Below are 22,062 nucleotides of genomic sequence, written 5' to 3' on the forward strand. Positions count from 1 at the left end.
TGATGTCGCTTATTGGCCCTTCGCGTCAGTTGGCGTGGTGCTGCAACGTGCCCGTAGCCGTGAGCCGGAATTGTCGGGATCAGGTACACCGGCGCGATCAACTCCTGGCGAACATTCCCGCAGCGGTGACCATATGCAAGAGGAAGCCCCCGCTTTAGCCGTGATGCAGCGCTTCAGATCACCGTAGTACAATAGTAACTACTGCTGGCCGAGAGTGACCCTGCACGCCATGGCGGGTTCACCCAGGTGAAAGAGCATAGATCGCTTTCGCGCGAGATAACGTCTGCTGCCGACGTCACGGGAAGCGCTCGCGCCCCCGATATGCCGGCAAGCCATTTCCGCATGAGCCTGGGTTGGCTGATCGTTGCGGCGCTCCTCCTGGCCGCCTTGCTCGTCCAGATCCCCGTCGTTCTGAACCCCGATCTGGCCTGCCTGCTGACGGAAGGCGAGCAGGTCCTGGATGGGCGCAAGCCCGGCGTCGACCTTTTGGAGCTGAATCCGCCGCTGTCGGTCTATCTGTACATGCCGGCATCGATGCTGGCGCGAACGACCGGCATTGCGCCTGAGCTCATCGTGATCATCCTGATCCTGGTCGAAATCGTCGTCGCGCTTCTGATCATCGATCGTGCCGCTGCGGCAGCAAGGCTGGGGACTGAAGAGCGGGTCGTCGCAACCTGCCTGTTCGCGTTCTTGTTCGCGATACTTCCGAGCGGCGTCTTCGGACAGCGTGAGCACATCGCCGTCATTGCGCTGACCCCTTTCGTCGCCGTCACGGCGATCCGCTGGCGCGGCCTCAGCCCCGGACCGGTGGCGGTCCTGGCAGGACTTGGCGCCGGGCTGGCCTTGAGCATCAAGCCCCACCTTGCCCTGGTCGTAGGACTTCCGATCGTCCTCGCGGTCTTCCGCCAGCGCTCTCTCAGGCCGTTGTTCTCTCCGGAAGCGATGACGGCGGCTGCTGTCGTCAACGGCTACGGAGCGATCCTCGTCATCGTCTTCCCCGCTTACCTGTTCGACTATGCGCCGATGGTCTCTGCCGCTTATCTGCCGCTGCGGTTGAATCTGGGCGATCTGCTGTCCTTCCCGGCCACGGTGATGGCCGGATCCATCGTGTTTCTCGGCCTGCTGGCCCCGCACGAGTTCAAGATCGGGGGCAACGCGACCCCGTGGCTGGCCGCAGCGCTCGGCGGAGCTGCGAGTTTCGTTCTCCAGGGCAAGCACTGGACCTACACGGCGTTTGCGCTCTGCGTCTTTGCGATTGCCGCGCCGCTGTTGCATGCGCGCGTGAGGACGATGCGGATGCCGGTCATGATCGCCGGCCTTGCGGCCGTTGCGCTCATCGCCTACTGCCTGTCCTTGCAGGTCCGGCCGTTTCCGCCGCTCAAGGAGCGCATCCAGGCTCTCGCAACGCATCCGCGGCTGATCACGATCGGCGATCACATCGCGCTGGGGCATCCGCTCGTCCGTGAGGTCAACGGGACCTGGGTTGGCAGCTCCTGCGTGCAGCTATTGGCGGCCGGCGCGATGATGCTCCAGAAGACGACGCAGCCAACCCAAGGCGAGCGCGCAAGACTGGACAGCATCATCGATTTCGAGCGACGGCACTTGCTCGCGGACCTGCGCGCCGGTCGACCGGATGTGATCCTCGTGGATACCCAGCTGCTGAGCGCGGTCCCGTTCGACTGGCTGGCCTGGGCGAGGTCCGATCCCGAGATCGAGGCGGAGCTAAGCCGTTACCGCGAGGTCGAAGATGCCGGCGGCCGCGTCCGGATCCTGATCGCTCGATCGGGTTCGGAGCGGTAACAACCCGTTCGGTCGTGTGCCGGCAGCGGCACCGGCGCCACGCTCGCCATGCTGACATCATGCCAGTGTTTTGCCCGACGAGTCAAAATCGATTCGTAAAAACAGCAAGCTTCCACCGCCCCGGCTGCCAAGCCATTGAAAAGCTTGGCCCCGTCTACTGTGCATGGGGTTGTTTTTCAGTTTTTGTTGGGGCGATCGGTTTCGCCGCGGTGGTCCAGCCGCTACCCCGCCCTGGCGATGCGGCCGTCCGCCGACCCCGCACGCAGGTTCTGGAAGAACGTCTCCACCTCGCGCGACAGCGTCTGCGCCGTCTCGGTCAGGCTGCTGGCTGCTGTCAGCACCGAAGCCGCCGCCGTATCGGTCTCGCCGATGGCATCGCGCAGCGAGGTGATGTTCGCAACCAGCGTCTCGTTGCCCTGCGCGGCGCTTTGCGCATTGGAGGAGATCTCGCGTGTGGCCTGGTCCTGCTGACTGACGGCGCCGGCAATCGCCGACGTGACCTCGTTGATCTCGCGCACCGCCCCGCCGATCTCGCGCACGGCGTCGACCGCGTTGCGGGTCGAGGCCTGGATCATCGCGACGTTCTCGCTGATCTCGGCGGTGGCCTTGGCGGTCTGACCTGCGAGCGCCTTCACCTCGTGGGCGACGACGGCAAAGCCGCGGCCGGCATCGCCGGCGCGCGCCGCCTCGATGGTGGCGTTCAGCGCGAGCAAATTGGTCTGCTCGGCGATCGCCTGGATCAAATTGAGCACGCCGTCGATGCGTTGGGTGGCCGCAGCGAGGCTCTCGATCTCGGAGATCGACTTCTCGGTGCGCTGGCCGGTCTGCTCGACTGCGCCGGCGCTCTGCCGCACCTGGCGGCCGATTTCCACCACCGAGGCCGAAAGCTCCTCGGCCGCGCCCGCGACCGCCGTGACGTTGTGCGAGGCCTGCTCGGTCGCGTTCGCCGCGCTGCCGGCGCGGCTGCTCGCATCCGCAGTGACCCGGGTGATGGTCTGCGCGGTCTCGCGCATGACCGAGGCGTTGTCGCTGAGGCCGCGCATGATCGCGCCGATCGCCTCGCGGAATTGCTCGACGGACTGCTCGACGTGGCGGGCGCGCTCCTCGCGCGCGGCGGCGTCTTGCGACACTTGCGAGGCGAGGTTGCGGTTGCGCCCCATCGCGTCCTGGAACACCTGGATGGCGCGGGCCAGCGCGCCGATCTCGTCGGCGCGGTTGGAGTGCGGCACCACGACATTTTCGGCGCCGTCGGCGACCTGCTTGATGGTGGCCGTGATCGCGGCGAGCGGCCGGGCGATCGAGCGGGCGATGATGACGATGCCGACGACGACGAGGGCGAGCGCCACGCCGCCGAGGCAGGTGAGGATGAACGTCAATGTGCGGTTGGTCTCGGTCTGCTGCGCGATCTGCCTGCCGCGCTCGGCATAGACCTTGGACAGCGCCTCGAGGTCCTTGTTCAGCGCGGAGCGCACGCTGCGATTGGCGTCGTTGTCGCCCCATTCGCGGCCCGCGGCCGCGTTGATCTCGACGCCGCGGCGCACCAGCTCCTTGCGGAACTCGACGAACTGCTCGATACGCTTCTTGAACGTGGCGAACTGCTCGGCATCGTCGGCCTTGACGATGGTCTCCCAGCGCTTCACGACGTCGAGGATCTGGGTGTTGAACTTGAGCAGGCCGTCGCCGTATTTCTTCACCACGGCCGGCTCGGTCGACATGTAGACGCCGCGCGATTCCATCACCACCGCATAGACCAGCGAGTTGACCCGCTCGACGTTCAGCGCGGCGGCATTGGCGGTCTCGATCGCGCCTGCGAGGTCGGCGCTGCGGCGGCTGTTGTAGTCCGACAATATCGCGATCGCCGCCGTGAGCAGCGCGAACAGCGCGAAGATCGCGTAGAGCTTGCCGGCAAGCGTGAAGCGGCCTGCCAGCTTGGCGGCATTCCCAGATCGGTCGGATGTCATGGTGTTCAAGGAGCCCGGACTGGCCTGACCGGCCGGTGAACGGGGTCAGGCAAAATCGATGCAAAACTTATGCAGAACGAAGATGGACGCCGCGTTAACGCGCGGCCTGGCGATCGCTGTCCCAAGCCGAAGGAAAGGCAAGTCATTTCAGCGTCTTGATCCCAGGGTTTAGTTCAGGATAGTCCTTCAGGATAGTCCTGGAGTCGGCCGTTGGCCGAGCAACCCCGGAGAGACCCTTGGTCTACCGCCACAGCATCGACGCCACGACCTACAGCTTCCCTGATCTGCGCGACCTGCTCGCCAAGGCGACACCCCCGCGCTCCGGCGACCGGCTGGCCGGCATTGCCGCTGCCAGCTCCGAGCAGATGATCGCAGCACGGATGGCGCTCGCCGATGTGCCGCTCGGCCAGTTCCTGCAGGAAGCCGTCATTTCCTACGAGGCCGACGAGGTCACCCGCCTCGTCATCGACAGCCATGACGCCAAGGCGTTTGCGCCGGTGGCATCGCTGACGGTCGGCGCCTTCCGCGACTGGCTGCTGTCGGACGCCGCAACGCCCGACATGTTGAAGCGGCTGGCGCCCGGCATCACCCCGGAGATGGCCGCCGCGGTGTCGAAGCTGATGCGCAACCAGGATCTGATCCTGGCGGCGCGGAAATGCGAGGTCACCACCGCCTTTCGCAACACCATCGGCCTGAAGGGACGGATGAGCACACGCCTCCAGCCGAACCACCCGTTCGACGATGCCAGGGGCATCACTGCCTCGATCCTCGACGGCATCCTGTTGGGGGCAGGCGATGCCTGCATCGGCATCAATCCCGCCAGCGACGATCCCGCAATCATCGGGCAATTGCTGCGGCTGCTCGACGAGATCATCGCGCGGCTGCAAATCCCGACGCAGGGCTGCGTCCTGACCCATGTCACGACGACGTTGTCGCTGATCGGGCAGGGCGTGCCGGTCGACCTCGTCTTCCAATCGGTCGCGGGCACCGAGACCGCCAACCGCAGCTTCGGCATCGACCTTGCGCTCCTGAAGGAGGCGCACGAGGCGGGGCTGTCGCTGCGGCGCGGCACCGAAGGGCAGAACGTGATGTATTTCGAGACCGGCCAGGGCTCGGCGCTGTCGGCGGGCGCCCATCACGGCGTCGACCAGCAGACCTGCGAGGCACGCGCCTATGCGGTCGCCCGTGCCTTCGCCCCGCTGCTGGTCAACAGCGTGGTCGGCTTCATCGGCCCGGAATATCTCTATGACGGCAAGGAAATCATCCGCGCCGGGCTGGAGGATCATTTCTGCGGCAAGCTGCTCGGCCTGCCGCTCGGGGTCGACATCTGCTACACCAACCACGCCGAGGCAGACCAGGATGACATGGACAATCTGCTGACGCTGCTCGCCGCCGCCGGCGTCACCTTCATCATGGGCGTTCCCGGTGCCGACGACGTCATGCTGAACTACCAGTCGACCTCTTTTCACGACGCGCTCTATGTCCGGGACGTCTTTGGTTTGCGCCGCGCGCCGGAATTCGACGACTGGCTGGCGCGGTCGGGCATCACGGGCGGCGATTTCCGGATTGCGGCCGATGCAGGCCTGCTGCCCGATTTTGCCTCGCGGCTGATCGCGTGAGGCGGCACAAAGCGTCAAACTTTCTCCTTTGGGGAAACCGTCGGCGCTGCCCGGGATTGTGCTTGTGCCACAATGTTGAGAAATTCCGGCGGCAGCATTACGCTATGTGTCTGGCTGGCAATTTCCGCAACCAGGTCGTGGCGGGGGAGCTTTGATGCGAGCTGAAAGTAACGGAACGTCCCGGCGGATTCTCTGCGTGTTTCCGCGCTACACCTCGTCCTTCGGCACGTTCGAGCATTCCTATCCCCTGACCGATGGCGTCCGCGCCTTCATGCCGCCGCAGGGGCTGTTGCTGATCTCCGCCTACCTTCCGAAAGATTGGCAGGTCAAATTCGTCGACGAGAACCTCCGCCGTACCACGCGGGAGGAGTTCGAATGGGCGGAAGCCGTCTTCGTCAGCGGCATGCACATCCAGCGCCAGCAGATGAACGACATCTGCCGCCGCGCCCATGAGTTCGACCTGCCGGTCGCGCTCGGCGGTCCCTCCGTCAGCGCCTGCCCCGACTATTATCCGTCCTTCGACTATCTGCATGTCGGCGAGCTCGGCGACGCCACCAACCAGCTGATCGAGATCCTGTCGCGCGACACCTCGCGTCCCGAGGCTCAGGTGGTGCTGACCACCAAGGACCGCGTGCCGATGACGGAGTTCCCGATCCCGGCCTATGAGCTCGCCGAGGTCAAGAAATACTTCCTCGGCAGCATCCAATATTCCAGCGGCTGTCCCTATCAGTGCGAGTTCTGCGACATCCCCGGCCTTTACGGCCGCAATCCACGCATCAAGACGCCGCAGCAGATCATCGCCGAGCTCGACCGCCTGCGCGAATGCGGCATGACCGATACGGTCTATTTCGTCGACGACAATTTCATCGGCAACCGCAAGGCGGCTATGGACCTGCTGCCGCACCTGATCGAGTGGCAGAAGCGGACCGGCTATGTCGTCCGGCTTGCTTGCGAAGCCACGCTCAACATCGCCAAGCGCCCCGAGATCCTCGAGAAGATGCGCGAGGCCTATTTCATCACCATCTTCTGCGGCATCGAGACGCCCGATCCTGACGCGCTGAAGGCGATGCAGAAGGACCACAACATGATGGTCCCGATCCTGGAGGGCGTGCGCACCATCAACTCCTACGGCATGGAGGTGGTCTCGGGCATTATCATGGGCCTCGACACCGACAAGCCGAACACCTCGGAAGCGCTGCTCGCCTTCGTCGAGGAGTCCCGGATTCCGCTGCTCACCATCAACCTGCTTCAGGCGCTGCCGAAGACGCCGTTGTGGGACCGGCTGGAGCGCGAGGGGCGCCTGGTCGATGACGACGGCCGCGATTCCAACGTCGACTTCCTGTTGCCCTATGACGATGTCGTCGCGTCCTGGAAGCACGCCATGGCGGTCGCTTACGCACCCGAGAAGGTTTACGCGCGCTTTCAGCATCAATGCGACAACGTCTATGTGAACCGCCTGAAGATGCCGGTGCCGGATGAGATGAAGACCTGGCGTAACATCCGGCGCGGCCTCGTCATGCTGCGCAACATCTTCTGGAAGGTCGGCGTGCTCGGCGACTACAAGCGCGTGTTCTGGAAGTTCGCGCTGGGGCGCATCAAGCGCGGCGATCTCGAAGGCCTGATCGGCTGCACGCTGATCGCGCACCACCTCATCACCTTTGCGCGGGCGGCCTCCAGCGGCAAGCAGAACGCTTCGAACTATTCGATCCGGCTGCGCGAAGCCGCCGTTCCCGCCGAATGATGCCACATGTCTGATCCGGCCCCGCCGCGCCGCCCCGTCCTCGATCTGCGGGCGTTCACGCCCGCGCGCGTCGCGCTCGGGCGCAGCGGCGCGAGCCTGCCGACGAGGGCGCTGCTCGATTTCACGCTGGACCATGCCCGTGCGCGCGATGCCGTGCATGCGGCCTTCGATACGCCGCGTCTGATCGCCGATCTCGACGCGCTCGGTCTTGCGGTGACCGAGGTGAGGAGCCGGGCGGTCGATCGCAGCGACTATCTGCGGCGGCCGGATCTGGGACGACGGCTCGAGCCCGACTCGGCGCAGCGTCTGGCACGAAGCGTCTCGGCGCCGTGCCAGCTCGCCGTCGTGATCGGAGACGGCCTGTCCGCGGCGGCGGTCCACAGCCATGCGGCGATCGTGGTAGGGCGCCTGCTGCAATCGCTTGCCGAGGGCGATGTTGCCGCGGTCGGCCATGTCGTCGTCGCCTCGGGCGCGCGCGTCGCGCTCGGCGACGAGATCGGCGCCATTCTCGGCGCGCGCATGGTCCTGATGCTGATCGGCGAGCGGCCCGGCCTGTCCGCGCCCGACAGCCTCGGGGCTTATCTGACCTTCGCGCCGCAGCCAGGCCGCACCGATGCCGAGCGCAATTGCGTCTCGAACATCCACCACGCTGGGTTGAGCCATCACGAGGCCGCCTTCAAGATCGCCTGGCTGGTTCGCGAGGGGCTGGCCCGGGAGGTCACCGGCGTCGCGTTGAAGGACGAGAGCGCAGACCGCGCGCCGCGCCAAATTGGCACATTCGCGGCCGGCTGACCGGGACCGGACCCGAAATCGCCGCATCTTGATCGATTTGCCCACACTTCGCCTGCTTGCGAGAGGGGTGATTGACCTGCTAAACCCCTCGCGGCGATTTTCCGCGCATTTTCAAGGGGCAAGCCTCCCATTGGTATGGCGTTTTCAAGCCGTTCGCGGGGCGCAATAAGCTCACAGGCCGAGCCGATTTAGGAACTGGACAAGGCATGCTCGAAAAGCACAGCGAGAGTGAGGTTCATGTCGACAAGGTCGAGCAGGGACCTGCGTCCTCCATCGCCTTCGGGCTGGAGCGTCTTGGGCTGATCGCCGTCCGGGCCCCGATCGTCTCCTGCATCGTCCTGCTCGCGCTGATTGTCGGCGCGGTGTTCGGCATCTACCGGATCAAGATCGACGATTCGCTGTCGCAACTGTTCCGCTCCGACAGCCGCGAATTCCGCCAGTATGAAGAGGTGACCAAGAAGTTCCCGGCGGAGGAGTTCGACGTCCTCGTCGTGGTCGAGGGCAAGACCCTGCTGGAGCGGAACAACCTGGAGAAGCTGCGCGACTTCGTCACCGACCTGCAGCTGGTCGAGGGCACGCGCGGCCTGGTCTCGCTGTTCTCGGCGCGCCAGGCCCCGGCGCCGGGCAAGCTGCCGGCGGCCCTATTCCCGGCCGAGCTGCCCGAGGGCGCGGCCTATGACAAGTTCATCGAGACGGTCAAGAACAACGAGATCATCCGCGGCAAGCTGCTGTCGGAGGACGGCACGCTGGCGCTGATCGTGCTGTCGCTCGATCCCGAAGTGGTCGGCTCCAACAAGCTGACCAAGACCGTCGGCGACATCCGCGCGCTGATGAAGGAAGATCTCGGCGACACCGGGCTCAACGTCCAGCTCTCCGGCGTGCCGGTGATGCAGCTCGAGATCCGCAACGCGGTCGAGCGCGACGGGCTCACCTACAACATCCTCGGCATTCTCGCCGGCTGCATCATCGCCATCATCTTCTTCCGCAAGATCTCGTTCATGATCGCGGCGGCATTCCCGCCGATGATCGCGATTCTGCTGGCGCTCGGCGCGCTCGGCTGGGCCAATTTCAACCTCAACATGTTCCTGAACGTGATGACGCCGCTCATCATGGTCATCAGCTTCTCGGACTCGATGCAGCTGACCTTCGCCGCGCGCGATCGGCTGATCGCTGGCCAGGACAAGTTCACCGCGTTCAAGAACGCGGTGCTGGTGGTGGGGCCGGCCTGCGTGCTGACGCACGGCACCGCCGGCATCTCCTTCATCGCGCTGCAATTCTCCGACTCCGATTTGATCCGCAAGTTCGGCGAGGCTGGGCTTGCCGCCACCATCATCGCGCTGGTCGCGGTGCTGTCGCTGGTGCCCGTTTTCGGCGTGCTGTTCGTGCGCAACGAGAAGGTCTTCGCGGTCAAGTTCCAGGGGGCCGATGCCGGCGTCCAGGCGCTGCGCAATTTCTGCTACTGGATCGCGGTGCGCATGGTGGGCCGGCCCGGCCTGTTCAGCCTGATCGCGGTGCTGTTCGTCGGCGGCCTCGGCGTCATCTACGCCAATCTGGAGCCGCGCTACCGGCTCGCCGACCAGGTGCCTGACAAGCGCCAGGCAGTCGCCGCCAGCGACCGGCTCGATGCCAAGCTCACCGGCGCCAATCCGGTCAACGTGCTGATCGTGCTCCCCAAGGGTGAATCGCTCTATTCACCGCAGACGCTCCAGACCATCGCTGAAGTCCATGCGACGGTCGAGAAGGCCGCGGGCGTCGGCAACGTCTGGTCGCTGGAGACGTTGCGCCGCTGGCTGGCGGAAAAGGCCGGCAGTGCCGACGTCGCGACGCTGAAGGAATATGTCAGCGTCATCCCGGAGCATCTGGTGCGTCGCTTCATCGACGCCGAGCAGGACGCCGTCGTGGTGGCGGGCCGCGTGCCAGACAAGGATTCCAGCCAGCTCCTGCCGATCGTCGACAAGCTCGATACCGAGCTCGACGCCGTCCGCAAGAAGCATCCCGGCTACGAGGTCGCGGTGACGGGTCTCGCTGCGATTGCGGCGCGCAACTCGGCCAGCATGATCGAGAAGCTGAACCGCGGCCTCACCGTCGAGTTCGCGCTGGTCGCGATCTTCATTGGCCTCGCCTTCCGCTCCTGGGTGGTGATGTTCGCCTGCATCCTGCCGGGTATCTTCCCGGTGGTGATGTCGGGCACGGTGCTGTGGGCGATGGGCGAGGGACTGCAATTCGCCAGCGTCGTCGCGCTCACCGTCTCGTTCGGCCTTGGCCTCTCCGCCACCATCCACTTCCTCAACCGCCTCAGGCTCGAGAACAAGCCGGGCGTCGGCTCCGCGCTCGCGGTGGAGCGGGCGACCGTGTTGGTGGGACCGGCGCTGATCTTGACCACGGTAGTCTTGGCCTGCGGCCTCGTCGTCACCGTCTTCTCCGACCTGCCGTCGCTGCGGCTGTTCGGCTGGCTCAGCGCCTTCTCGATGGTGATGGCGCTGGTCGCCGACCTCTTCATCCTCCGGCCGACGGCGATGTGGCTGATCAACCTGCACGACAAGCTGCAGGGCACGGACAAGCCGGCGATCTGAGTCCGGGGCGGCAGACGCCGTCTCGCGCTCACGCCTCGACGCGGACGATTCCGTAGGGGTTGAACTTGAAGTCGTCCTCGGCGTAGTCCTGCTCCCGCGATAGCGCGAGCTTGCGGTCGCGCAGCGTTGCATCGATGCCGTGCTCGGCCATGGCGTTGGCGATCTCTTCCATCAGCATCACCGCGGACCATTCGTTGCCGGGCGATTTCGCGACATAGACCTCCGGCAGGCCGACGAGGTGATAGCCGACGGTCTCGTAATAGCGGTCGCCGGCGAGCGGGCGCTTGGCGAACGCCAGCCGGCACGCCTTGGTGACGGCCGGGGTCATGCGCAGGCCCTGGCTGGTGATGGAGCCCTTGCGCGCTTGGTCCATCAGACTTCGCCACCGCGCGAGGCCGTGGGCGACGCCGGCGCTTTCACCTTTTGCGGCAACCGCTCCCGCGTCGAACATCTCGTCCACGATCTGCAGGGCGGCGGCCGAGTAGGCGGCCGTCTTCTGCTGAGCCATCGGCGGGCTCCGCAGATAGAGGACCGATTTGTGGTTGGCCACGGCCGCTTCGTCGGACGCGGACCATGCCTTCGGGAAGACGCGGTCCCAGCACACGCCGAACGACCGCTCCATGCGCGGATCGGGCTTTGCTCGCGAATAGGTGCGGTCGATCTCGAAGCCGAACTCGGCAATCGTTTCGGCCACCGCCTTCGGCGGATGCAGCAGGCTTTCATTCTTGCCGAGGAAGCAGAGCACGTGACGCGGCTTCACGGACGAAGGCTGCATGTTCGCTCCCTTTTGATCACCGGCGAAGGCGCGGCTGGCGACGAAGAGTCCGGCGGCTTTCAGCAGATGTCTGCGGATCGGGTCCACCTCAGCAAAATCCAGCCGGTCACGTTGGTGTCAGCAAAAAGCCCCCAGCTCGCGAGAACCGGGGGCATGTTCCTCGTTGCGGGCGAAGAGCCTTCAGCCCTTCGTCATGGTGATGTTGACGCCGCGGATTTCGCCCTTGGACGAGATCTGCACGGTCTGCTTGGTGCCGTTGGTGCGCAGCGACAGATTGGCGGCAAAGCCGTTGGCCTCGACGAAGACCTCGATCTGGCCGCCACCGGCGGTGCCCTGGAGGTTGCCGAAGATGTTGCGGCTGGACTCGCTCCAATTGCCGGAGATGCGGTCGCCCTGGCTCGTCACGTCGCTGGTGAGGTCGAACTTGTAGCTGTCGGAGGCGCAGTGCAGCGCCTGCTTCAGACTGAGGCCGCTGCCGGCGACCTTGTAATCCGCCTTGCAGCGGATGCGCTCGGTGGAGCCGTCGGACAACGACACCGTGCCGGTGCCGGTCCACGCGCCGTCAAAACCGGCGAACGGTCCGGACGACTGAGCATGGCTTGCCGTAACCGAAAAGAGCAGCGCCGCCCCGATGCCGGCCGCCGTGATTGCCAGTCCAGATCGCCCAAAGAATTTCATCGCAAATATCCCGTTTTGGAACGACGTTCGCTCACCATTGAGAACGTCTCGCCACATCGAAAGTTTAGTGCTCCGAGCAAGTCGCAGGTTCAACGCCCGGCGGCCAGAGACGGCGGTTCACGCAGCCCCGCCGCGCTTCAGGGCCGCGATTTGCCGTGTTTCGGCATGTTTGCGGCGACCAAGGGCGGGCGAAGAGATGCAGCGCGGCAACAGGTCTGCATTAAAACGCAACGCTTCCGAATTATGATGTAGTATCAAACCCTTACATCTGCGATTGAAAATGCGGGGAAGACCTGTTTGGCGGGTGCGGCGCCAATTTGGCCGCATTTGCCAGTGCTTGTGCCTTCTCTGAGGCCGCTACAAGCGGCGACTTGCCATCAGAACAATCCGTTCCGGTCATCCGCCCTGTGCAGTCCGGGATCGGTGCGATTCTGCCGTCAGAATGAAGGAATACAATGCGTAATCTTCTCGTCGCTCTCACCCTGCTGTCGGCCTCCCTTTCGACGGCGGCGTTCGCCCAGCAAGGGCGTGGCACGGACGCCGAGCAGAAGGCCTGCACCCGCGATGTGCAGAAGTTCTGCCGTCCGGTCATCGACCAGGGCGATTTCACGATCCTGGCCTGCCTCAAGGAGAACCGGGCCAAGATCTCGCAGGCCTGCGACCAGGTCCTGAAGAACCACAATCAATAAACTCGGCCATTGGCCCCCAAGGCGGCCCTCGGCCGCTTTTTCCGGGCGCGATCCGCGAAGGGGCGGCCGTCGACGGACAGGATTGGTTTTGCGGCCGTATTCCCCTATATGGGGGCCGCGGCGGCATCGCCGGCATGAGCCCGCGCGAGCGAAAAAGCCCTTCCTGTCCAACCGATTGTAAACCAGCCCCTCGATGACCTCTGCGAGCGAATTGCGATCCGGCAAGGGTGACCGCGACGAGAATTTTCCCGTCGCGTCCTGGATCATTCACCCGCGTCATCGCGCCCTGATCCTGGCCTATTACAATTTCGTCCGCACCGCCGACGACATCGCCGACCACGCGACGCTGCCCGCCGACCAGAAGCTTAGCTTTCTCGACCTGCTCGAGGCGGAGCTGCTCGGCAAGGGCGACACCCAGCCTGAGGCCGTCAGCCTGCGCCGCGCGCTGGCCGAGCGCGGCATGCCGCCGCGCCACGCGCTCGACGTGCTGATCGCGTTCCGCATGGACGTGACCAAGCTGCGCTACGAGACCTGGGACGAGGTCATCCATTATTGCCGCTACTCGGCGATGCCGGTCGGCCGCTTCATGCTCGACGTTCACGGCGAGAGCACCTCGACCTGGGCCGCCTCGGACGCGCTCTGCGCAGGCTTGCAGATCAACAATCACCTGCAGGATTGCGGCAAGGATTTCCGCGAGCTCAACCGCGTCTATCTGCCGCGCGATGCGCTGGCAGCACACGGCGCCTCGGTCGAGCAGCTCGGCCTTGCGCAATCGCCGCCGGCGATGCTGGCCTGCCTGCAATCGCTCGCCGCGCGCAACGAGGCGCTGCTCGAGGAGGGCAGGTCGCTCGCTGCGGAAATCCGGGATTTCCGTCTCGGCGTCGATGTCTCCGTCATCCAGGCCTATGCCGACCGCATCGTGCGCCTGCTCAAGGTCCGCGACCCCCTGCGCGAGCGCGTGCATCTGAACAAGTTCGAGCTGCTCGCCTTCAGCCTCGCCGGGATGATCGGCGAAGTCGGCCGCCGTGCGGTCGGCCGCAAGGCCATTTCCAGACCGGGGACTGCCCATGACGCTTGAGGCGACCACGCCCGGCGCCAATTACGGGTCGACCGCATCCGGCAGCTCGTTCTATGCCGCGATGCGCATCCTGCCGCGTGACCAGCGCGACGCGATGTTCCAGATCTACAGCTTCTGCCGCCAGGTCGACGACATCGCCGATTCCGACGGCCCGCGCGAGGAGCGGCTCGCAGCACTTCAGGAATGGCGCAACGACATCGACGCGCTCTATCAAGGCCATCCCCCGCCGCGGCTGAAGGACTACGTCGCCTCGGTGAAGAGGTTCGGGCTCAAGCGAGAGGATTTCCTCGCCATCGTCGACGGCATGGAGATGGACGTGCCGCAGGATATCCGCGCGCCCGACATGGCGACGCTGGATCTGTATTGCGACCGCGTCGCCAGCGCCGTGGGGCGGCTGTCGGTGCGGGTGTTCGGCATGCCCGAGGAAGACGGCATTCTGCTCGCGCACCATCTCGGCCGTGCGCTGCAGCTCACCAACATCCTGCGCGACATCGACGAGGACGCCGGCCTCGGCCGGCTTTATCTGCCGCGCGAGGCGCTGCTGCATGCCGGCATCACCTCCAACGATCCGCACCGCGTGATCGCCGAGCGCGCGCTGCCGAAAGTCTGCCTGCCGCTGGCGCAGCGCGCCAAGGTGCATTTCGAGAAGTCGGACGAGATCATGAACCGCAACAGGCGCCGCGCCGTGCGCGCGCCGCGGATCATGTCGAAATATTATCATTCCATTCTGGACCTCCTGATCGCGCGTGGCTTCTCCGCGCCACGCGCGCCGGTACGTGTGTCGAAGATCACACGGATCCTGATCCTGCTCCGTTACGCTTTCATCTGATGCAAAACACAGCTCACATCATCGGTGCTGGAATTTCCGGCCTCTCCGCCGCCGTGCGGCTCGCCAATGCCGGCTTCAAGGTCGCCGTGCACGAGGCGACGCACCAGGCCGGCGGCCGCTGCCGGTCCTATTTCGACGGTGCGACCAATCTCACCATCGACAACGGCAATCATCTGCTGCTGTCGGGCAACAGCCATGCGCGTGCCTATGCGCGCGCGATCGGCGCCGAGGCGGGCCTCGTCGGCCCGGAGCGCGCGCAATTTCCCTTCGTCGACATCAAGACCGGGCAGCGCTGGCAGATCGATCTCGGCGAGGGCCGGTGGCCGACCTGGGTGCTCGACGAAGGCCGCCGCGTGCCTGACACGGGCCTCACCGACTATCTCAAGCTGGCGCCGCTGATCTGGGCGTCGGAGGAGACGCTGGTCGGCAAGTCGATTCCGACCGAGGGCATCCTCTATCAGCGCCTGGTGCAGCCGCTGCTGCTCGCCGCGCTCAACGTCGATCCGCCTGAAGGCTCGGCCGGGCTTGCCGGCGCGATCGTGCGCGAGACGCTGCTTGCGGGCGGGCAGGCCTGTCGTCCGCTGATCGCGCGCGATGGCCTCAGTGCCGTGCTGATCGAGCCCGCCGTGACGTTTCTGCAGGAACGTGGCCACACCGTTCAGCTCGGCCATGAGCTGCGCTCGTTCGTCAGCACGGACGGCAAGGTGAGCGCGCTGAATTTCGGCGGCGAGGATGTGATCCAGCTCGGTGCGGGCGATGTCGTCGTGATGGCGGTGCCGCCGCGCGCGGCCGCCAGCCTGTTGCCGGGGCTGAAGACGCCGACCGAATTTCGCGCCATCGTCAATGCGCATTTCCGCTTTGAGCCGCCGCCCGGCTCGGCGCCGATCCTCGGCGTGATCGGCGGCGTCGTGGAATGGCTGTTCGCGTTCCCGAACAGGCTCTCGGTGACCATCAGCAACGGCGACCGGCTCGTCGACATGCCGCGCGAGGAACTCGCGCAGGCGATCTGGAACGACGTCTGCAAGGCGGGCAGCGTCTCCGGCGAGCTGCCCCCTTGGCAGATCGTGCGCGAGCGCCGCGCCACATTTGCGGCGACGCCGGCCCAGAATGCCCTGCGTCCGGGGCCGGTCACTGCGCTGAAAAACCTGTTCCTCGCCGGCGACTGGACTGCTACGGGATTGCCAGCAACCATCGAGGGATCGGTCCGGTCGGGTGACCGCGCCGCCGATCTGGTTCTGGCCGCCAAAGGATCCTGAAAGGCGGCCTGACGGGCAAATCTCCCGGTCAACTTTCAATCGACTATCGGAGCAATCGAGCGACATGGATTCCGTGACCGCGACCAGCCGCGAAGCTTTGGAATCGAGCATTGCGTCGGCGACCCAGGGCGTCCTCGGCTTCCAGCAATCCGACGGCCATTGGGTGTTCGAGCTCGAGGCCGACTGCACGATTCCGGCCGAGTACATCCTGCTGCGCCACTATCTCGCCGAGCCGGTCGACAGCGTGCTCGAGGCCAAGATCGGCAACTACCTGCGCCGCGTTCAAGGCGCTCATGGCGGCTGGCCGCTGGTGCATGACGGCGAGTTCGACATGAGCGCCAGCGTGAAGGCGTACTTCGCGCTGAAGATGATCGGCGACTCCATCGACGCGCCGCACATGGTGCGCGCGCGCGAGGCGATCCACGCCCGCGGCGGCGCGATCAACAGCAACGTCTTTACCCGCTTCCTGCTCGCAACCTTCGGCGTCGTGACCTGGCGCGCGGTGCCGGTGCTGCCGATCGAGATCGTGCTGCTGCCGTTCTGGTCGCCGTTCCACCTCAACAAGATCTCCTACTGGGCGCGCACCACCATGGTGCCGCTGATGGTGATCGCCGCGCTGAAGCCGCGCGCGAGGAATCCGAAGGGCGTCGGCATCGACGAATTGTTCCTGCAGGACCCGCGCTCGATCGGCATGACCGCCAAGGCGCCGCATCAGAGCATGGCCTGGTTCCTGCTGTTCCGCTCGCTCGATGCGATCCTGCGCGTGATCGAGCCGCTGTTTCCGAAGAGCCTGCGCAAGCGCGCGATCGACGCCGCGCTCGCCTTTACCGAGGAGCGGCTCAACGGCGAGGACGGCATGGGCGCGATCTATCCGCCCATGGCCAACATCGTCATGATGTACGACGCGCTCGGCAAGGACGAGAACTTCCCGCCGCGCGCGATCACGCGCCGGGGCATCGACAAGCTGCTCGTGATCAAGGGCGACGAGGCCTATTGCCAGCCCTGCGTCTCGCCGGTGTGGGACACGACGCTGACAGCGCATGCGCTGCTGGAAGCCGGCGGCGACAAGGCGGTGCCGGCGGCGAAGCAAGGCCTCGACTGGCTGATCCCGAGGCAGGAGCTCGAGGTGAAGGGCGACTGGGCGGTGAAGCGGCCCGACGTCCGCCCGGGCGGCTGGGCCTTCCAGTACAACAACGCCCATTACCCCGATCTCGACGACACGGCTGTGGTCGTGATGTCGATGGACCGCATGCGCCGGGAGCACGGTGCGGCCGGCTATGACGAGGCGATCGCCCGCGGCCGGGAGTGGATCGAGGGCATGCAGAGCGACGACGGCGGCTGGGCCGCCTTCGACGTCAACAACCTCGAATATTACCTGAACAACATCCCGTTCTCGGACCATGGCGCGCTGCTCGATCCGCCGACCGAGGACGTCACCGCGCGCTGCATCTCGATGCTGGCCCAGCTGGGCGAGACCGCAAAGACCAGCAAGCACGTCGCCGCCGGCGTCGCGTACTTGCGGAAGACCCAGCACCCGGAGGGGTCCTGGTACGGCCGCTGGGGCATGAACTTCATCTATGGAACCTGGTCGGTGCTTTGCGCCCTCAACATGGCCGGCGTCGACCACAAGGACCCCATGATCCCCAAGGCCGCGGCCTGGCTGGCCTCGATCCAGAACGACGACGGCGGCTGGGGCGAGGACGCCGTCAGCTACCGGCTCGACTACAAGGGATGGGAGGCCGCCCCCTCGACGGCCTCGCAAACGGCATGGGCCTTGCTTGCCCTGATGGCGGCAGGCGAGGTTGATCACCCGGCCGTCGCCCGCGGGGTGGAGTACCTGATTGCAACACAGAACGAAAAAGGGCTGTGGGACGAGCAGCGGTACACCGCCACAGGCTTCCCCCGCGTGTTCTATCTACGTTATCATGGTTACCCAAAGTTCTTTCCGCTGTGGGCATTGGCGCGGTATCGGAACTTGCGGAACACCAACAGCAGGGTGGTAGGGGTCGGAATGTGACTTTGGGGACGGGGGACTATGTTACCGCGGGTAATGCCATCGACCCGCGGCCGATACTGATCGTGACCGGACTGGTGCAGGAGGCCCGCATTGCGGCCGGGCCTGGCATGGCGGTCATTTGTTCATCCAGCAGCCCGACCCAGTTGCGGGCGCTTCTGACGGTGGTGGACCCTGAGACGATTCGCGGCGTGATCTCGTTCGGCGTGGCCGGCGGGCTCGACCCGAGCTTGCGCTCCGGCGACGTCGTATTGGCGACCGAGGTGCTCTCCGGCGACGCCCGCTGGGCCGCCGGCCTGTCACTCGGCGACGACCTGATCGAGCGCCTGACCTCCGGCCGCCGCCGCGTCGTGCGCGGCAGCCTCGCCGGGGCCGAGGAAGTGGTCACGAAGCGCTCCTGCAAGGCGGCGCTGCATTCCGAGACGGGGGCTGCGGCCGTCGACATGGAGAGCCACATCGCGGCCGCCTACGCCGCCGAGGCCGGGCTGCCTTTCGCCGCGGTCCGCGTCATCAGCGACCCCGCCCACCGCGCGCTGCCGGCGCTCGCCCGCGCCGCGATCAAGCCGAACGGCCAGATCGACCTTGCCGCCGTGCTGCGCGGCATCGTGCGCAATCCGGCAACGCTCCATGCCCTGGTCTCGACCGGCATCGACTTCAACCGCGCGCTGCGGTCTTTGCGTGGCTGCCGCGATTATCTGATCGGGACGGAGCTCGTCGAGAGCGAGGCGCTGGTTTCGAAGGCGGCGTGAGCGGGTTCTTCGAGTTGGCAAGACAAAACAGCCCGGTCGTCTGACCGGGCCTTTTGTTTTGAGCTGCGCGATCCCCGTCACGGGCGAGTGGCGTCCTTCCACTCAGCACGCAACGACAGCGATGGGCTCGCAGGAGCTCAACGCGGCTGGTCAAAATGCCCGTCGGGCAAAACAGCGCGGACCTCGTCAATCCCTTCCTGCAAAAAAATTCCACTTTACCGAATTTCGGATTTGTGGCATAGGACGGTCATCCCGGTCCTGCCAGAGGGGCGCTTCGCGGTCGTCACGAGATGCGGGCCGGGGTGCGGTGGACGCGGCAGCGCCGGCGCGAAACGCAGTGACAGGGCGGGCAACCGTGAGTCATGCGCGACGCGATACGACACGGCGCCGTCAAAGCGGCCAGGCTGGATCTCTGGGGCGAGCACACGCGAGCCCCCGATGCTTCTGGCAGGGCCGTCCGCGGACGGAGAAGTCGTGTGGTCCCGACGCCCGGGGTTCTGGCGTCAAGTCTTGCGGTGATGCGGCGGCCCGACCGGGTGTGCACATCGATCAGCCGCGACGACGACGGGGCAATAGTGCAACGCTCCCGAGGAGAGCACGAAGGACACCGTTAAAACCAACCGCGCAGGGAAGGCCGGGCGATCGGCATCACCTGTGATCCACCCCGTGTGCGTTTTCGATGCACGCGGATCTGCGGGTGCCGCCGGCGCCCGGCCTTCCCTGCGCCCTCTGGTCTTCAAAGGGGCGCGAACGAGACGCATAGCCCGGGCGAACGCATCGCGGGAATGCGAAGGTGTGTCTGCGATGGACAGCGCGAATGGCAAGCAAGCTGCTGCCGCACTCTCCGTCATTGCGAGTGCAGCGAAGCAATCCAGACTGTCTCCGCGGAAAGATTCTGGATTGCTTCGCTGCGCTCGCAATGACGCTGGGACTGATAGCGTGCTCCCAAGCCGCACGGACCCTGCGCAAAAGAAAAAAGCCCGGTCGCGCTGGCGGCCGGGCTTTCGTCGTGAGGTCTGATCGTGCGCGTTTTACGCCGCCGTCGAAGCCTTCTGCGCGGCCTTCGCCTGCGCGGCGGCGGCTTCGTCCTTGCGGATCTCCGACAGCTTCTTCTGGACCTGCTCGGAGAAGATGTACTGCGCCGGGCGCTGCTTGGAGAGGTCGATCTCCGGCGCCATCGGGCCGCTGGTCCGCACGCCGCGCAGCGCCACCCACATCGCCTTCAGCGGGTTGTTGAGCGCTGCGGTCGCCGCGGTCGGCTCGTAGCCGCAATGGGCCATGCAGTCGGCACATTTCTCGTATTTGCCGGTACCGTAGGAATCCCAGTCGGTGGTCTCCATCAGCTCCTTGAAGGTTTTCGCGTAGCCTTCACCGAGCAAATAGCAGGGCTTCTGCCAGCCGAAGATGTTGCGCGCGGGCATGCCCCACGGCGTGCACTCGTATTCCTGGTTGCCGGCGAGGAAGTCCAGGAACAGGCCGGAATGCATGAAATTCCACTTCTTGCCCTTGCCCATCGCAAAGACGTCGCGGAACAGCTTCTTGGTCTTGGTGCGGTTGAGGAAGTGCTCCTGGTCCGGCGCGCGCTCATAGGCGTAGCCCGGGGACATCGAGACGCCGACACCGAGCTCGGTGGTGAGGTCGAGGAATTTGGCGATCTCCTCGGCCGGGTGGCCGTCGAAGATGGTGGCGTTGACGTTGACGGTGAAGCCGCGCGCCTTGGCCGCCTTGATCGCCGACACCGCGCGGTCGAATACGCCCTTCTGCGAGACCGCCTTGTCGTGGTGGTCGCGCAGGCCGTCGAGATGCACCGAGAAGAACAGATAGGGCGAGGGCTCGAACAGATCGAGCTTCTTCTCCAGCAGCAGCGCGTTGGTGCAGAGCGAGACGAACTTCTTGCGCGCCACGAGGCCACGGACGATCTCGCCGATCTCCTTGTGGATCAGCGGCTCGCCGCCGGGAATGGCGACCATCGGCGCGCCGCACTCGTCGGCCGCGTCCCAGCACTCCTGCGCGGTCATGCGGCGGTTGAGGATGGCATCGGGATAATCGATCTTGCCGCAGCCGACGCAGGCGAGGTTGCAGCGGAACAGCGGCTCCAGCATCAGCACGAGCGGATAGCGCTTGCGGCCAAGCAGTTTCTGCTTGAGCAAATAGCCGCCGATACGCATTTCCTTGAAGAACGGGATAGCCATTACAGGTTTCTTTCTGGGCTTTTCAATTCGGGTGGGTCAGCTCGCGGCCAGTTGGGCCGGAAGCCGGAATTCGATGTTTTCCTCGCGGCCCGGCAACACCGAGACCTTCACCGGTCCGATCCGCCGCATCGCTTCAATCACGTCATCCACGAGTACCTCGGGCGCCGAAGCGCCGGCCGTGACGCCGATGGTCCTGGCATCCTTCAACCACTCCGGATTGAGCTCGCTGCCGTCGGCAATCAAATAACTCGCGACGCCGGCCTCAGTGCCGATTTCGCGGAGCCGGTTCGAGTTCGAGCTGTTGGCAGCGCCCACCACCAAGATCACGTCGACCAGCTTGCTCAAGTCCCTTACCGCAGATTGGCGGTTCTGTGTCGCATAGCAGATATCCCGGATATCCGGACCTTGAATGTCTGTAAAGCGGGCTTGAAGGGCCGCGATGATGTCCTTGGTGTCGTCGACCGACAGGGTGGTCTGGGTGATGTAGGCCACTGGCGTATCTGCCGGCAGGGTCAGGGCGTTAACCTCTTCAACGCTTTGGACAAGCTGCACCGGCCCCGGGACCTGGCCCATCGTGCCCTCGACCTCCGGGTGGCCGGCATGGCCGATCAGGATCAGGGTGCGGCCCTTGCCGATGTAGCGCTTCCCCTGATTGTGAACTTTCGTGACCAGCGGGCAGGTGGCATTGAGCACCGGAAGGTCGCGTGCGGCGGCCTCTTCCTCGACGCTGCGGGCGACGCCATGGGCGCTGAACACGGTCACCGCCTTCGGCGGCACCTCGGAGAGTTCCTCGACGAAGATGGCCCCTTTGTTCTTCAGGCTCTCGACGACGTATTTGTTGTGCACGATCTCATGGCGCACGTAGACGGGCGGGCCGTACTTCTCCAGCGCCCGTTCCACGATCTCGATTGCACGCACCACGCCCGCGCAGAAGCCGCGCGGTTGCGCCAGATAAACTTCCATGGGACGCCCATCACGCAAGTTGCACCCATCCGCTCTCGTAAGTCCCCAAGCGGCACTCCGATACTGACCAATGAGTTGCAATATCCGCACCATTGGTTCGCGCCTGCGGTAGCCACCCACCCCTTTGGGGGCTCCGCCGCATGGAGACGCAGTACTTTGTGTCAAAAAATCGGCAGAATGGAAAGCTGGAACCGCGGGCGCAGGCCTCTGAGGTATTTTGGTAGGGTATACGACGTGTCCGCTTGCGCGACATTCCTGCGTAGTCCTTCGTCACTTTCCCGCCTCAACTCCCCGGCTATACCGGCGGCCCGCATGATTTTGCCACGGTCTCCCGCCGTTTACCCTCGAACCTT

16 protein-coding genes are annotated in these 22,062 nt (G+C 65.3%); 11 read left to right on the plus strand and 5 right to left on the minus strand.

Annotation, left to right across the window (positions count from 1 at the left end):
* Window positions 1–342: 342 nt before the first annotated feature.
* Window positions 343–1,800, plus strand: coding sequence for a hypothetical protein (locus XI05_RS36740; protein WP_271510850.1), 1,458 nt, complete (start codon window positions 343–345; stop codon window positions 1,798–1,800).
* Window positions 1,801–2,021: 221 nt separating this feature from the next.
* Here XI05_RS36740 and XI05_RS36745 read toward each other — a convergent pair whose 3' ends face one another.
* Window positions 2,022–3,761, minus strand: coding sequence for a methyl-accepting chemotaxis protein (locus tag XI05_RS36745; RefSeq protein WP_271510851.1), 1,740 nt, complete (start codon window positions 3,759–3,761; stop codon window positions 2,022–2,024).
* A gap of 236 nt (window positions 3,762–3,997) precedes the next feature.
* On the opposite strand from XI05_RS36745, the gene XI05_RS36750 reads away from it, so the two are divergent.
* From XI05_RS36750 to XI05_RS36765, 4 genes are all read left to right on the plus strand, one after another.
* On the plus strand, window positions 3,998–5,380 hold the full coding sequence (locus XI05_RS36750; protein WP_271510852.1) for an ethanolamine ammonia-lyase subunit EutB: 1,383 nt from the start codon (window positions 3,998–4,000) through the stop codon (window positions 5,378–5,380).
* A gap of 154 nt (window positions 5,381–5,534) precedes the next feature.
* Window positions 5,535–7,121, plus strand: a complete 1,587-nt coding sequence (locus XI05_RS36755) for a B12-binding domain-containing radical SAM protein (RefSeq protein ID WP_271510854.1) — start codon at window positions 5,535–5,537, stop codon at window positions 7,119–7,121.
* Window positions 7,122–7,127: 6 nt separating this feature from the next.
* Window positions 7,128–7,913, plus strand: coding sequence for an ethanolamine ammonia-lyase subunit EutC (gene eutC / locus XI05_RS36760; protein ID WP_271510855.1), 786 nt, complete (start codon window positions 7,128–7,130; stop codon window positions 7,911–7,913).
* Between the two features lie 206 nt (window positions 7,914–8,119).
* A complete protein-coding gene (locus tag XI05_RS36765) occupies window positions 8,120–10,486 on the plus strand; it encodes an efflux RND transporter permease subunit (RefSeq protein WP_271510856.1) in 2,367 nt (788 codons plus the stop codon).
* A 28-nt stretch (window positions 10,487–10,514) separates the two neighbouring features.
* Here XI05_RS36765 and XI05_RS36770 read toward each other — a convergent pair whose 3' ends face one another.
* The gene (locus XI05_RS36770; protein WP_442869348.1) at window positions 10,515–11,348 is read right to left on the minus strand and encodes a hypothetical protein; all 834 of its coding nucleotides are present in this window, start codon (window positions 11,346–11,348) and stop codon (window positions 10,515–10,517) included.
* 93 nt (window positions 11,349–11,441) lie between these two features.
* Window positions 11,442–11,939: a hypothetical protein gene (locus tag XI05_RS36775; protein ID WP_271510859.1), complete on the minus strand. Its 498-nt coding sequence runs from the start codon at window positions 11,937–11,939 to the stop codon at window positions 11,442–11,444.
* Window positions 11,940–12,394: 455 nt separating this feature from the next.
* On the opposite strand from XI05_RS36775, the gene XI05_RS36780 reads away from it, so the two are divergent.
* The 6 genes from XI05_RS36780 (at window position 12,395) to XI05_RS36805 (ending at window position 18,554) form a co-directional block, all read left to right on the plus strand.
* The gene (locus XI05_RS36780) at window positions 12,395–12,628 is read left to right on the plus strand and encodes a hypothetical protein (protein WP_025035011.1); all 234 of its coding nucleotides are present in this window, start codon (window positions 12,395–12,397) and stop codon (window positions 12,626–12,628) included.
* A 193-nt stretch (window positions 12,629–12,821) separates the two neighbouring features.
* Window positions 12,822–13,706: a squalene synthase HpnC gene (gene hpnC / locus XI05_RS36785; RefSeq protein ID WP_271510860.1), complete on the plus strand. Its 885-nt coding sequence runs from the start codon at window positions 12,822–12,824 to the stop codon at window positions 13,704–13,706.
* The gene (gene hpnD / locus XI05_RS36790) at window positions 13,696–14,535 is read left to right on the plus strand and encodes a presqualene diphosphate synthase HpnD (RefSeq protein WP_271510861.1); all 840 of its coding nucleotides are present in this window, start codon (window positions 13,696–13,698) and stop codon (window positions 14,533–14,535) included. Before hpnC ends, hpnD begins: the two co-directional genes overlap by 11 nt.
* A complete protein-coding gene (gene hpnE / locus XI05_RS36795; RefSeq protein WP_271510862.1) occupies window positions 14,535–15,791 on the plus strand; it encodes a hydroxysqualene dehydroxylase HpnE in 1,257 nt (418 codons plus the stop codon). The genes hpnD and hpnE overlap by 1 nt, the downstream gene beginning before the upstream one ends.
* A 64-nt stretch (window positions 15,792–15,855) precedes the next feature.
* On the plus strand, window positions 15,856–17,808 hold the full coding sequence (gene shc, locus XI05_RS36800; RefSeq protein ID WP_271510863.1) for a squalene--hopene cyclase: 1,953 nt from the start codon (window positions 15,856–15,858) through the stop codon (window positions 17,806–17,808).
* A complete protein-coding gene (locus tag XI05_RS36805; RefSeq protein WP_271510864.1) occupies window positions 17,805–18,554 on the plus strand; it encodes a phosphorylase in 750 nt (249 codons plus the stop codon). Before shc ends, XI05_RS36805 begins: the two co-directional genes overlap by 4 nt.
* A 1,031-nt stretch (window positions 18,555–19,585) precedes the next feature.
* On the opposite strand, the gene hpnH is transcribed toward XI05_RS36805, so the two are convergent.
* Together hpnH and ispH are read right to left on the minus strand one after the other, a co-directional pair.
* Window positions 19,586–20,746 carry an adenosyl-hopene transferase HpnH gene (hpnH, locus tag XI05_RS36810; RefSeq protein ID WP_036006086.1) on the minus strand — a complete coding sequence of 387 codons (1,161 nt, stop codon included), beginning with the start codon at window positions 20,744–20,746 and terminating at the stop codon, window positions 19,586–19,588.
* Window positions 20,747–20,782: 36 nt separating this feature from the next.
* Complete coding sequence (gene ispH / locus XI05_RS36815) at window positions 20,783–21,709, minus strand: 4-hydroxy-3-methylbut-2-enyl diphosphate reductase (protein WP_271510865.1); 927 nt, start codon at window positions 21,707–21,709, stop codon at window positions 20,783–20,785.
* Between the last annotated feature and the right edge of the window lie 353 nt (window positions 21,710–22,062).

The sequence above is a fragment of the Bradyrhizobium sp. CCBAU 11357 genome (genome assembly GCF_028128865.1).
Classification (GTDB): domain Bacteria; phylum Pseudomonadota; class Alphaproteobacteria; order Rhizobiales; family Xanthobacteraceae; genus Bradyrhizobium.

Excerpts from the sequence above, each read along its gene's own strand:
- XI05_RS36740 (WP_271510850.1), top strand. The coding sequence starts at position 343 with ATGAGCCTGGGTTGGCTGATCGTTGCGGCGCTCCTCCTGGCCGCCTTG.
- XI05_RS36745 (WP_271510851.1), bottom strand. The coding sequence starts at position 3,761 with ATGACATCCGACCGATCTGGGAATGCCGCCAAGCTGGCAGGCCGCTTC.
- XI05_RS36755 (WP_271510854.1), top strand. The coding sequence starts at position 5,535 with ATGCGAGCTGAAAGTAACGGAACGTCCCGGCGGATTCTCTGCGTGTTT.
- eutC (WP_271510855.1), top strand. The coding sequence starts at position 7,128 with ATGTCTGATCCGGCCCCGCCGCGCCGCCCCGTCCTCGATCTGCGGGCG.
- XI05_RS36765 (WP_271510856.1), top strand. The coding sequence starts at position 8,120 with ATGCTCGAAAAGCACAGCGAGAGTGAGGTTCATGTCGACAAGGTCGAG.
- XI05_RS36775 (WP_271510859.1), bottom strand. The coding sequence starts at position 11,939 with ATGAAATTCTTTGGGCGATCTGGACTGGCAATCACGGCGGCCGGCATC.
- XI05_RS36780 (WP_025035011.1), top strand. The coding sequence starts at position 12,395 with ATGCGTAATCTTCTCGTCGCTCTCACCCTGCTGTCGGCCTCCCTTTCG.
- hpnC (WP_271510860.1), top strand. The coding sequence starts at position 12,822 with ATGACCTCTGCGAGCGAATTGCGATCCGGCAAGGGTGACCGCGACGAG.
- hpnD (WP_271510861.1), top strand. The coding sequence starts at position 13,696 with ATGACGCTTGAGGCGACCACGCCCGGCGCCAATTACGGGTCGACCGCA.
- hpnE (WP_271510862.1), top strand. The coding sequence starts at position 14,535 with ATGCAAAACACAGCTCACATCATCGGTGCTGGAATTTCCGGCCTCTCC.
- shc (WP_271510863.1), top strand. The coding sequence starts at position 15,856 with ATGGATTCCGTGACCGCGACCAGCCGCGAAGCTTTGGAATCGAGCATT.
- hpnH (WP_036006086.1), bottom strand. The coding sequence starts at position 20,746 with ATGGCTATCCCGTTCTTCAAGGAAATGCGTATCGGCGGCTATTTGCTC.
- ispH (WP_271510865.1), bottom strand. The coding sequence starts at position 21,709 with ATGGAAGTTTATCTGGCGCAACCGCGCGGCTTCTGCGCGGGCGTGGTG.